The sequence below is a fragment of the Noviherbaspirillum album genome, from assembly GCF_035916955.1.
Lineage (GTDB): Bacteria > Pseudomonadota > Gammaproteobacteria > Burkholderiales > Burkholderiaceae_D > Noviherbaspirillum > Noviherbaspirillum album.
Window position 1 is genome coordinate 112,182 of sequence record NZ_JAWIIV010000019.1, and the last position, 9,366, is coordinate 121,547.

General features: G+C 56.2%; 21 protein-coding genes. All 21 read right to left on the reverse strand.

Annotation, left to right across the window (positions count from 1 at the left end):
- Positions 1–7 precede the first annotated feature (7 nt).
- Entirely contained in the window at positions 8–187 is a 180-nt protein-coding gene (rpmD, locus tag RY831_RS20630; RefSeq protein ID WP_326508256.1) for a 50S ribosomal protein L30, read from the reverse strand.
- Between the two features lie 10 nt (positions 188–197).
- The gene (gene rpsE / locus RY831_RS20635) at positions 198–719 is read right to left on the reverse strand and encodes a 30S ribosomal protein S5 (RefSeq protein WP_057289739.1); all 522 of its coding nucleotides are present in this window, start codon (positions 717–719) and stop codon (positions 198–200) included.
- A gap of 12 nt (positions 720–731) precedes the next feature.
- On the reverse strand, positions 732–1,094 hold the full coding sequence (rplR, locus tag RY831_RS20640) for a 50S ribosomal protein L18 (RefSeq protein ID WP_326508257.1): 363 nt from the start codon (positions 1,092–1,094) through the stop codon (positions 732–734).
- A gap of 11 nt (positions 1,095–1,105) precedes the next feature.
- Positions 1,106–1,639 (reverse strand): 50S ribosomal protein L6, encoded by a 534-nt coding sequence (gene rplF / locus RY831_RS20645; RefSeq protein ID WP_151632707.1) that lies wholly within the window; start codon positions 1,637–1,639, stop codon positions 1,106–1,108.
- A 10-nt stretch (positions 1,640–1,649) separates the two neighbouring features.
- The gene (rpsH, locus tag RY831_RS20650; protein ID WP_151632705.1) at positions 1,650–2,045 is read right to left on the reverse strand and encodes a 30S ribosomal protein S8; all 396 of its coding nucleotides are present in this window, start codon (positions 2,043–2,045) and stop codon (positions 1,650–1,652) included.
- A 14-nt stretch (positions 2,046–2,059) separates the two neighbouring features.
- The gene (rpsN, locus tag RY831_RS20655; RefSeq protein WP_326508258.1) at positions 2,060–2,365 is read right to left on the reverse strand and encodes a 30S ribosomal protein S14; all 306 of its coding nucleotides are present in this window, start codon (positions 2,363–2,365) and stop codon (positions 2,060–2,062) included.
- A gap of 7 nt (positions 2,366–2,372) precedes the next feature.
- Positions 2,373–2,912 (reverse strand): 50S ribosomal protein L5, encoded by a 540-nt coding sequence (gene rplE, locus RY831_RS20660; protein ID WP_326508259.1) that lies wholly within the window; start codon positions 2,910–2,912, stop codon positions 2,373–2,375.
- A gap of 6 nt (positions 2,913–2,918) precedes the next feature.
- Complete coding sequence (gene rplX / locus RY831_RS20665) at positions 2,919–3,233, reverse strand: 50S ribosomal protein L24 (RefSeq protein WP_326508260.1); 315 nt, start codon at positions 3,231–3,233, stop codon at positions 2,919–2,921.
- Between the two features lie 9 nt (positions 3,234–3,242).
- A complete protein-coding gene (gene rplN, locus RY831_RS20670; RefSeq protein ID WP_151632697.1) occupies positions 3,243–3,611 on the reverse strand; it encodes a 50S ribosomal protein L14 in 369 nt (122 codons plus the stop codon).
- Between the two features lie 260 nt (positions 3,612–3,871).
- Positions 3,872–4,144, reverse strand: a complete 273-nt coding sequence (gene rpsQ / locus RY831_RS20675) for a 30S ribosomal protein S17 (protein WP_326508261.1) — start codon at positions 4,142–4,144, stop codon at positions 3,872–3,874.
- Positions 4,144–4,335, reverse strand: a complete 192-nt coding sequence (gene rpmC / locus RY831_RS20680) for a 50S ribosomal protein L29 (protein ID WP_057289730.1) — start codon at positions 4,333–4,335, stop codon at positions 4,144–4,146. Before rpmC ends, rpsQ begins: the two co-directional genes overlap by 1 nt.
- Positions 4,336–4,347: 12 nt before the next feature.
- On the reverse strand, positions 4,348–4,767 hold the full coding sequence (gene rplP, locus RY831_RS20685) for a 50S ribosomal protein L16 (protein ID WP_194724367.1): 420 nt from the start codon (positions 4,765–4,767) through the stop codon (positions 4,348–4,350).
- A gap of 2 nt (positions 4,768–4,769) precedes the next feature.
- On the reverse strand, positions 4,770–5,606 hold the full coding sequence (rpsC, locus tag RY831_RS20690) for a 30S ribosomal protein S3 (protein WP_326508262.1): 837 nt from the start codon (positions 5,604–5,606) through the stop codon (positions 4,770–4,772).
- Positions 5,607–5,615: 9 nt separating this feature from the next.
- On the reverse strand, positions 5,616–5,948 hold the full coding sequence (rplV, locus tag RY831_RS20695) for a 50S ribosomal protein L22 (RefSeq protein WP_192804877.1): 333 nt from the start codon (positions 5,946–5,948) through the stop codon (positions 5,616–5,618).
- A gap of 6 nt (positions 5,949–5,954) precedes the next feature.
- A complete protein-coding gene (rpsS, locus tag RY831_RS20700) occupies positions 5,955–6,230 on the reverse strand; it encodes a 30S ribosomal protein S19 (protein WP_151632691.1) in 276 nt (91 codons plus the stop codon).
- A gap of 10 nt (positions 6,231–6,240) precedes the next feature.
- Positions 6,241–7,068 carry a 50S ribosomal protein L2 gene (gene rplB, locus RY831_RS20705; RefSeq protein ID WP_326508263.1) on the reverse strand — a complete coding sequence of 276 codons (828 nt, stop codon included), beginning with the start codon at positions 7,066–7,068 and terminating at the stop codon, positions 6,241–6,243.
- Entirely contained in the window at positions 7,068–7,385 is a 318-nt protein-coding gene (gene rplW / locus RY831_RS20710) for a 50S ribosomal protein L23 (RefSeq protein ID WP_326508264.1), read from the reverse strand. Before rplW ends, rplB begins: the two co-directional genes overlap by 1 nt.
- Positions 7,382–8,002, reverse strand: coding sequence for a 50S ribosomal protein L4 (gene rplD / locus RY831_RS20715; RefSeq protein ID WP_326508265.1), 621 nt, complete (start codon positions 8,000–8,002; stop codon positions 7,382–7,384). Before rplD ends, rplW begins: the two co-directional genes overlap by 4 nt.
- A gap of 3 nt (positions 8,003–8,005) precedes the next feature.
- Positions 8,006–8,710, reverse strand: a complete 705-nt coding sequence (rplC, locus tag RY831_RS20720; protein WP_437126305.1) for a 50S ribosomal protein L3 — start codon at positions 8,708–8,710, stop codon at positions 8,006–8,008.
- A gap of 167 nt (positions 8,711–8,877) precedes the next feature.
- The gene (gene rpsJ / locus RY831_RS20725) at positions 8,878–9,189 is read right to left on the reverse strand and encodes a 30S ribosomal protein S10 (protein ID WP_019139724.1); all 312 of its coding nucleotides are present in this window, start codon (positions 9,187–9,189) and stop codon (positions 8,878–8,880) included.
- A 99-nt stretch (positions 9,190–9,288) separates the two neighbouring features.
- The coding region (locus RY831_RS20730) for an EF-Tu C-terminal domain-related protein (protein ID WP_004557332.1) at positions 9,289–9,366 on the reverse strand (78 nt) is incomplete at its 5' end.

Genomic DNA, 9,366 nt, shown 5'->3' on the forward strand with positions numbered 1-9,366 from the left:
GCAAGGCTTACGACACCACTTTCACGAGATACGCCACTTTGTTGATCATGCCGCGGATAGACGGTGTGTCCTGCAGTTCCGATACGGAATTGACACGACGCAGACCAAGCCCACGAACAGTTGCACGATGGTCCTGGCGTGTGCCGATCAGGCCCTTTACCAGCTTGACTTTGATTGTGTTAGCCATTCGAATCACCTTAACCAAGGATCTCTTCGACCGACTTGCCGCGCTTGGCTGCAATTTCGGAAGGAGTATTCATCTTCGACAAGCCATCGATCGTGGCGCGAACCATGTTGTAAGGGTTCGTCGAGCCGTTCGACTTGGCCACGACGTTCGTGACGCCCATGACTTCGAAGATTGCGCGCATCGGGCCGCCTGCGATCACGCCGGTACCATCTTTTGCCGGCGAGATCATCACCGAGGATGCACCGTGCTTGCCTGTTACGGTGTGCTGCAGGGTACCGTTTTTCAACGTAACCTTGATCATCTTGCGACGTGCTTCTTCCATCGCCTTCTGCACTGCAACCGGCACTTCCTTCGACTTGCCCTTGCCCATGCCGATACGGCCATCACCGTCGCCGACCACTGCCAGTGCTGCGAAACCCATGATACGGCCACCCTTGACCACTTTGGTCACACGGTTAACCGCAATCATTTTTTCGCGCATGCCGTCGTCGCGCTCTTCGCCCTGAGGCGTCTTTGCTTGCATTTTTGCCATGACGATTCTTCCTTAGAACTTCAGACCGGCTTCGCGGGCTGCTTCTGCGACTGCTTTAACGCGGCCGTGATAGCGAAAACCGGATCGGTCGAATGCGACTTCTGCAATTCCTGCCTTCAGCGCCTTTTCCGCAACGCGCTTGCCAACCAGTGCGGCAGCAGCAGCATTGCCACCCTTGCCGGATTTGCCTGCCAGCTCCTGACGAACTTCTGCTTCCAGCGTCGAAGCGGATGCCAGGATTGTCGCGTCCGGTCCGATGATATTTGCGTAAATATGCAGGTTGGTGCGATGCACGGCCAGGCGATTTACTTTCAACTCCGCGATCTTCGCGCGAGTTTGGCGAGCGCGGCGCAGACGTGATTGTTTCTTGTCCATCGTCAACCCCTTTACTTCTTCTTGGTTTCTTTGAGCGTAACCACTTCGTCCACATAGCGGACGCCCTTGCCTTTGTACGGCTCGGGGCTGCGGTACGCGCGAACTTCAGCAGCGGTCTGACCGACCTTCTGCTTATCGACACCCTTGATCACGATCTCGGTCTGTGACGGGGTCTCGCACTTCACGCCTGCGGGCATCTGGTGCACGACGGGATGCGAAAAGCCCAGCGACAGATTCAGCTTGTCGCCCTGAGCTTGTGCACGGTATCCGACGCCGACGAGAGAAAGCTTTTTCTCGAAACCCTTCGTCACGCCAAGAACCATATTGTTCACCAGCGCACGCAGGGTGCCGGACATTGCATTTGCTTCGCGGCTTTCATCAGCCGGCGTAAACAGCAGCGTGTTATTTTCGTTGGCGACTTTCACCAGACCGTTCAGCGGCATGGAGAGAGTACCCAGGGTGCCTTTGACAGTGATCCTGTCGGCGGCAATTGTCACTTCCACACCAGCCGGAAGTGCAATGGGCATTTTACCTACTCGGGACATCTTGCGCTCCTTAGGCCACGTAGCAAATCACTTCGCCACCGACACCGGTTGCGCGTGCTTTGCGGTCTGTCATCACGCCCTTCGGTGTGGAGACAATTGCCACACCAAGGCCGTTCATCACGGTCGGGATATCATCCTTGCCTTTGTAGATACGCAGGCCGGGACGCGATACACGCTCGAGACGCTCGATTACAGGACGGCCGGCATAGTACTTAAGGCCGATCTTCAGCTCCGACTTACCTTCTGCCTCGGATACCGCATAGTCCTCGATGTAGCCCTCGTCCTTGAGGACGTTGGCAATCGCCACTTTGACTTTGGACGACGGCATTGCAACCGTTGTCTTTTGAACGCCTTGTGCGTTCCGGATACGGGTCAGCATATCGGCGATAGGATCGCTCATACTCATTGCTTGTTCTCCTATTACCAGCTAGCTTTAGTGATACCCGGAATGTCACCACGCATGGCGATTTCACGGATCTTGGTACGTGCCAAACCGAATTTGCGGAAGGTGCCGCGCGGGCGACCTGTCATCGCACAGCGGTTACGCTGGCGAGTCGGATTCGCATTTCGTGGCAGCGCCTGCAGTTTCAGGCGAGCTTCGTAACGCTCTTCTTCCGATTTTGTTTGGTCGTCGATGATTGCCTTCAACTCGGCGCGCTTACCTGCGTATTTCTTAACCAGGTCTGCACGCTTTTGTTCACGGTTAATCAGTGCCAGTTTTGCCATGGCATCCTCAGTTTCTGAACGGGAATTTAAATGCGGCGAGGAGCGCTTTCGCTTCGTCGTCGGTCTTCGCAGTCGTCGTGATGCTGATATTCATACCACGCAGCGCGTCGATCTTGTCGTATTCGATCTCGGGGAAAATGATCTGCTCTTTCACGCCGATGTTGTAATTACCACGACCATCGAATGCACGACCGGACACACCGCGGAAGTCACGAACGCGCGGCAGCGCAACCGTAATCAGACGATCCAGAAATTCGTACATGCGCGCACCGCGCAGAGTGACCATGCAACCGATCGGGTAACCTTCGCGGATCTTGAAGCCCGCGATCGCTTTACGCGCCTTGGTTACGACCGGCTTCTGACCTGCGATCTTTGTCAGATCACCAACCGCATGCTCGATCACTTTCTTGTCTGCGACTGCTTCCGACAAACCCATGTTCAGGGTGATCTTTGTCAGGCGCGGGACTTCCATCACGGACTTGTAGCCAAACTTGCTGGTCAAGTCAGTGACGACTTTTTCTTTATAAAATTCTTGGAGACGGGCCATGATGTCTTACACCTTAACGACTTCGCCATTGGACTTGTAGACGCGAACCTTCTTGCCGTCTACAACCTTGTAGCCCACACGATCTGCCTTGCCGGTCGCGGCGTTGAACAACGCGACGTTGGAGACATGAATCGGCATCAGCTTGTCGACGATGCCGCCAGTTGCACCGGTCATCGGATTCGGCTTGGTCGCCTTCTTGGCAACGTTCACACCCTCGACGACGACGTGGTTAGCATCAACACGCTGCTGAACCACACCGCGCTTGCCTTTGTCCTTACCGGTCAGGACAATTACCTCGTCGTTTTTACGAATCTTGCTCATAACGACTCCTTACAGAACTTCAGGCGCGAGCGACACGATCTTCATGAAGCGCTCGGTACGCAACTCACGCGTAACCGGCCCGAAGATGCGTGTGCCGATCGGCTCAAGCTTGGCATTCAGCAATACCGCGGCATTGCCATCGAACTTCACCAGAGAACCATCCTGGCGGCGTACGCCCTTGGCTGTACGAACGACCACGGCGTTATAGATCTCGCCTTTTTTCACACGTCCGCGAGGCGCTGCGGATTTGACCGTGACTTTGATGATGTCGCCGATGCTGGCATAACGGCGCTTGGAACCACCCAGCACCTTAATGCACAGGACTTCACGCGCACCCGTGTTGTCGGCTACTTCGAGCCGGCTTTCAGTTTGAATCATAGTATTTTCTTTCCCAACTTAATCCGCTCTTCCGCCCTACGCGGCCTTGCGGTCAGTCTTGGTCCTGTCAGCCGACTTTAGCAAAGCCGCGCCGATTAGGTGGACGGTTACAAAAACTACTGCAGCACAGCTTGGCAGCTGCGCGATTTTTTCGAACTGCAGGGTACTGCAAATGGTCGCCGCGCGCTACCTTTTGCGACAACCAAGCCCGGCATTATGGCACCATAACGCCGGGCTAGCAACAACTTATTGAAAACAATTTAGACGATTTGTGCGACCTGCACCACACGGGTGACAGACCATGCCTTCGTCTTGGAGATCGGGCGACCTTCTTGAATTTCAACAGTGTCGCCTTCCTTCGCCTGGTTGCCTTCGTCGTGTGCGTGATACTTATTGGAACGCACGACGATCTTGCCGTACAACGGATGCTTGACACGACGCTCGACGAGAACCGTCACGGTCTTGTCCATCTTATCGGATACGACCTTGCCGACCAGGGTGCGCTTGAGCGACTGTTTTACTTGATCGTTCATTATTTTGCGTCCTTCTGATTCATGACGGTCTTGACACGTGCGATATCGCGACGCACCTTCTTGAGTTGCGCGGTGTTGTTCAGCTGCTGCGTTGCGATTTGCATACGCAGACCGAATTGCGCCTTGAGCAACTCGTTAAGCTCTTTCTGGAGCGCTGCTTCGTCCTTGCCGCGGAGTTCAGATGCTTTCATATTTCACTCCTGTTATTGGCCGACTTGACGAACGACGAAAGTGGTCAACAGCGGCAGCTTGGCAGCTGCGAGGCGGAATGCCTCGCGTGCCAGCGCTTCGTCGACACCGTCCATCTCGTACAGCACTTTACCCGGCTGGATTTCAGCCACGTAGTACTCCGGATTACCCTTACCGTTACCCATACGCACTTCAGCGGGCTTCTGGGAAATCGGCTTGTCCGGGAAAATGCGGATCCAGATACGGCCGCCACGCTTGATGTGACGAGTCATTGCACGACGCGCCGCTTCAATCTGGCGAGCTGTAATGCGCCCGCGACCAACCGCTTTCAGGCCGAATTCGCCAAACGAGACGGCGGTGCCGCGCTCGTGCGAAATGCCCTTGTTACGGCCTTTTTGTTCCTTGCGATATTTTCTGCGTGCTGGTTGCAGCATGATTATTCTCCTGCTTTCTCAGCCGGTGCGGCACCGTCGGCCTTCTTGGGGGCGCGAACGCGGTTACCAGCCGGTTTAGAGCCGGGGGCTCCTTCGGATCCCTCAGGCTTGCGGGGACGCGGACGTCCGCCCGGTTTGCCATCGTCACGGCGCGGGCCACGACGCTTCTTGTCGTCTTCCGCCGGTGTCTCGATGGTCGGTGCTTCGCCACTGGCGAGACGATCGCCCTTGTAGACCCAGACCTTGATACCGATGATGCCGTAGGTTGTCTCTGCTTCACCAAAACCATAGTCGATATCGGCACGCAGGGTATGCAGAGGCACGCGACCTTCGCGATACCACTCCTTGCGGGCGATTTCGATGCCGTTCAGACGGCCCGACGACATGATCTTGATGCCCTGAGCGCCCAGGCGCATTGCGTTCTGCATCGCGCGCTTCATTGCGCGGCGGAACATGATGCGCTTTTCGAGCTGCTGAGCGATCGAATCGGCGATCAGTTGGGCGTCGACCTCCGGCTTGCGGATTTCTTCGATGTTGACGTGAACCGGCACACCCATCAGCTTGGTGAGGTGCGACTTCAGAACTTCGATGTCCTCGCCCTTCTTGCCAATGACAACGCCCGGACGGGAGCTGAAAATGGTGATGCGTGCGTTCTTCGCAGGGCGCTCGATGACGATGCGTCCGACGGATGCGTTCTTCAGCTTCTTCTTCAGGTAGGCGCGGACGTCGAGATCCTCGTTCAGCATGGTGGCAAAGTTGCTATTGCCAGCATACCAACGGGATCCCCAGTTACGCGTCACCGACAGACGGAAGCCGGTTGGGTGGATTTTCTGTCCCATCGTGACTCCTTAGTTTCCGACAGTCACGTAGATGTGACAGGTTTGCTTAGAGATGCGATCGCCACGGCCTTTCGCACGCGCGATGAAGCGCTTGAGGACCGCACCTTTTTCGACGTAGATCGTCTTGACCTTGAGCTCGTCGATATCTGCGCCATCATTGTGCTCGGCGTTCGCGATTGCGGATTCGAGCACTTGCTTGATGAGCACTGCGCCTTTTTTCGGGCTGAATGCCAGGATGTTCAATGCCTGGTCGACTTTCTTGCCGCGGATCAGGTCCGCAACGAGGCGGCCTTTCTGTTCCGACAGGCGAGCACCGCGGAGGATAGCTTTAGTTTCCATCATCGCACCTTATTTCTTAGCCTTTTTATCGGCGGCGTGACCCTTGAACGTACGGGTCAACGCAAATTCGCCGAGCTTGTGACCGACCATGTTTTCAGAAACATAGACCGGCACATGCTGTTTGCCGTTGTGAACAGCGATCGTCAGGCCAATGAAATCCGGCATGATTGTCGAACGACGAGACCAAGTCTTGATTGGCTTCTTGTCCTTCGTCGCTTGTGCGGTTTCGACCTTCTTGATCAGGTGGGCGTCACAGAACGGCCCTTTTTTCAATGAACGTGTCATGTGTTACCCCTTATTTCTTGCCACGGCGCGAGACGATCATCGAAGTCGTGCGCTTGTTGCGACGCGTCTTCTTGCCCTTGGTCTGCTGGCCCCATGGCGATACCGGGTGGCGGCCTGCTGCAGTACGGCCTTCACCACCACCGTGCGGGTGATCGATCGGGTTCATGACGACACCACGAACGGTCGGACGGACACCGCGCCAACGCATTGCACCGGCCTTGCCGATCTTGCGCAGGTTGTGCTCGCCGTTGCCGACTTCACCAACGGTTGCGCGGCACTCGATATGCACGCGACGGACCTCGCCGGAACGCAGACGAACCTGCGCATACGTACCTTCGCGGGCCATCAGGACTACGCCTGCGCCTGCAGTACGCGCCATCTGGGCGCCCTTGCCAGGCAGCATTTCGACGCAGTGCATCGTGGTGCCGACAGGGATATTGCGAATCGGGAGGCAGTTGCCGGACTTGATCGGGGCTTCCGCGCCGTTCATGAGCTGGTCGCCGACTGCAACACCCTTCGGAGCGATGATGTACTGACGCTCGCCATCTGCATAGCACAGCAGTGCAATATGCGCGCTGCGGTTCGGGTCGTACTCGATACGTTCGACCTTGGCCGTGATGCCGTCCTTGTTGCGACGGAAATCAATTACGCGATAGTGATGCTTGTGACCACCGCCGATATGGCGAGTGGTGATATGACCGTTGTTGTTACGGCCTGCTGTCTTGGACTTCTTTTCGACGAGCGCTGCGAACGGACGGCCTTTGTACAGGTCGGGATTGACGACCTTGACCATGCCGCGACGACCAGCGGACGTCGGTTTCATTTTCACGAGTGCCATTATTTAGCCTCCTCGGTGAAGTTGATTTCCTGGCCCGGCTTCAGGCTGACGTATGCTTGACGCACGTGGTTGCGGCGACCGGTGAAACGGCCCGAGCGCTTTTGCTTGCCCTGGCGGTTCAACACCTGAACCGATTCCACTTGCACCTTGAACAGCAACTCGACAGCGGCTTTGATTTCCAGCTTGGTTGCGTCCGGCATTACGCGGAAAACGACTTGTTCATTTTTCTCTGCGACGAAAGTTGCCTTCTCCGAAATGACCGGAGCGAGCAGCACTTTCATCAAACGCTCTTCGCTATGCTTTACAGTCGCGTTCATGCCAGCATCTCCTCAATCTTTGCCAATGCCGGCTTGGTGATCAGCACTTTCTTATAGAACACCAGCGATACGGGATCGGCATGACGCGGCTCGACAACCAGCACGTTCGGCAGGTTGCGCGAAGCGAGCAGAAGGTTTTCGTCGAGGTTGTCAGTAATGACGAGCACGGATTCGAGACCCATGCCTTTCAGTTTTTGCGCGAGCAGCTTGGTCTTGGGCGCATCGACCGACAGATTCTCGATCACGGACAGACGGTCTTCACGAGCCAGTTGCGAGAGGATCGAGCAGAGACCTGCGCGATACATCTTCTTGTTGACCTTGTGAGTGAAGTTCTCATCCGGAGAGTTCGGGAAAATGCGACCACCGCCGCGCCACAGAGGCGAAGACGACATACCGGCACGAGCACGACCCGTACCTTTTTGACGCCAGGGCTTCTTGGTTGTGTGACTGACTTCTTCACGGTCTTTCTGCTTGCGGTTACCGCTGCGTGCGTTGGCCTGGTAAGCGACGACGACCTGGTGAATCAGCGCTTCGTTATAGTCACGACCGAAAATGGTGTCCGGCGCTGCAACGTTCGATGCAGCCTGACCCTGGTCGTTCAGGAGCTTGAGTTCCATCGATTAGGCTCCCTTCTTAGCTTTGACTTTGACAGCGGGAACAACGATCACTTGACCGTTCTTCGCGCCCGGCACGGCGCCCTTGACGAGCAGCAGCTGGCGCTCGGTATCCACGCGCGCGATTTCGAGGTTCTGCACGGTGGTGGTGACATCACCGAGGTGACCTGTCATGCGCTTGCCCGGGAAAACGCGACCCGGATCCTGCGCCATACCGATAGAGCCCGGCACGTTGTGCGAACGGGAGTTACCGTGAGTTGCGCGACCGGAAGCGAAGTTGTAACGCTTGATGGTACCTGCATAGCCCTTACCGATCGAGACGCCCTGCACGTCGACTTTCTGACCGGCTTCGAACAGGCTGACGGCGATGGTATCGCCAGTCTTCAGTTCGGCAGCTTTGTCAGCATCGATGCGGAATTCCTTGAGAACGGTACCGGCTTCAACGCCTGCTTTTGCGAGGTGACCCGCTGCAGCCTTATTGACGCGCGATGCGCGGCGCTGACCATATGCGACCTGAACAGCGTAATAGCCGTCGGTCTCAGGTGTTTTGATTTGAGTAACGCGATTGTTCGACACATCGAGCACGGTGACGGGAATCGTGTCGCCATCGTCCGTAAAGATGCGCATCATGCCGACCTTACGACCGACAAGACCCAAGCGCTTACCCTCAACCTTGCCTTCAACAAGATTTTGGCTCATTGTTTTCTCCATTCCCGCCTGCGATTGGGCGGGGCTGATGTTTGTACAACTAAAACGTATCGGCACGGAAGACCCGTGCCGATACCGAAGCCGAGCATTATAACCCGCGTTTTTTCAAGTCACAACCCACATTTCAAGAAATTGTGGTATGTGCGGGGCTACAACGCGTCGCGACACTGTTATTGCAATTTGATTTCGACGTCGACACCGGCTGGCAGGTCGAGCTTCATCAGTGCGTCGACTGTCTTGTCTGTCGGATCGACGATATCCATCAGGCGCTGGTGCGTGCGGATTTCGAACTGGTCGCGCGAGGTCTTGTTGACGTGCGGCGAACGCAGGATGTCGAAACGCTGGATGCGTGTGGGCAGAGGGACCGGACCCTTGACGACGGCGCCGGTGCGCTTGGCTGTGTCAACGATCTCGAGCGCGGACTGGTCGATCAGGCGATAGTCGAATGCCTTGAGGCGGATACGGATTTTTTGGTTTTGCATGGTGATTCCTTAAAAAGAGCGAACCGCGGGCGAGTGACACCCGCGGCAATTTTTGTCAAAGAGCGGTGATAAATCCGGCGTGCCGAATATTACCTGAAATTACTCGATGATTTTGGCAACGACGCCGGCGCCGACGGTACGGCCGCCTTCGCGGATCGCGAAGCGCAGACCCTCTTC

Coding starts and splice junctions, on each gene's coding strand:
- rplX (WP_326508260.1), bottom strand. CDS start 3,233: ATGAGCAAGATTCGTAAAAACGACGAGGTAATTGTCCTGACCGGTAAG.
- rplW (WP_326508264.1), bottom strand. CDS start 7,385: ATGAACGCGACTGTAAAGCATAGCGAAGAGCGTTTGATGAAAGTGCTG.
- rpsH (WP_151632705.1), bottom strand. CDS start 2,045: ATGAGTATGAGCGATCCTATCGCCGATATGCTGACCCGTATCCGGAAC.
- rplV (WP_192804877.1), bottom strand. CDS start 5,948: ATGATGGAAACTAAAGCTATCCTCCGCGGTGCTCGCCTGTCGGAACAG.
- rplF (WP_151632707.1), bottom strand. CDS start 1,639: ATGTCCCGAGTAGGTAAAATGCCCATTGCACTTCCGGCTGGTGTGGAA.
- rpsS (WP_151632691.1), bottom strand. CDS start 6,230: ATGACACGTTCATTGAAAAAAGGGCCGTTCTGTGACGCCCACCTGATC.
- rpmD (WP_326508256.1), bottom strand. CDS start 187: ATGGCTAACACAATCAAAGTCAAGCTGGTAAAGGGCCTGATCGGCACA.
- rpsN (WP_326508258.1), bottom strand. CDS start 2,365: ATGGCAAAACTGGCACTGATTAACCGTGAACAAAAGCGTGCAGACCTG.
- rpsE (WP_057289739.1), bottom strand. CDS start 719: ATGGCAAAAATGCAAGCAAAGACGCCTCAGGGCGAAGAGCGCGACGAC.
- rpmC (WP_057289730.1), bottom strand. CDS start 4,335: ATGAAAGCATCTGAACTCCGCGGCAAGGACGAAGCAGCGCTCCAGAAA.
- rplN (WP_151632697.1), bottom strand. CDS start 3,611: ATGATTCAAACTGAAAGCCGGCTCGAAGTAGCCGACAACACGGGTGCG.
- rplC (WP_437126305.1), bottom strand. CDS start 8,710: ATGGAGAAAACAATGAGCCAAAATCTTGTTGAAGGCAAGGTTGAGGGT.
- rpsJ (WP_019139724.1), bottom strand. CDS start 9,189: ATGCAAAACCAAAAAATCCGTATCCGCCTCAAGGCATTCGACTATCGC.
- rplP (WP_194724367.1), bottom strand. CDS start 4,767: ATGCTGCAACCAGCACGCAGAAAATATCGCAAGGAACAAAAAGGCCGT.
- rpsC (WP_326508262.1), bottom strand. CDS start 5,606: ATGGGACAGAAAATCCACCCAACCGGCTTCCGTCTGTCGGTGACGCGT.
- rpsQ (WP_326508261.1), bottom strand. CDS start 4,144: ATGAACGATCAAGTAAAACAGTCGCTCAAGCGCACCCTGGTCGGCAAG.
- rplE (WP_326508259.1), bottom strand. CDS start 2,912: ATGGCCCGTCTCCAAGAATTTTATAAAGAAAAAGTCGTCACTGACTTG.
- rplB (WP_326508263.1), bottom strand. CDS start 7,068: ATGGCACTCGTGAAAATGAAACCGACGTCCGCTGGTCGTCGCGGCATG.
- rplR (WP_326508257.1), bottom strand. CDS start 1,094: ATGGACAAGAAACAATCACGTCTGCGCCGCGCTCGCCAAACTCGCGCG.
- rplD (WP_326508265.1), bottom strand. CDS start 8,002: ATGGAACTCAAGCTCCTGAACGACCAGGGTCAGGCTGCATCGAACGTT.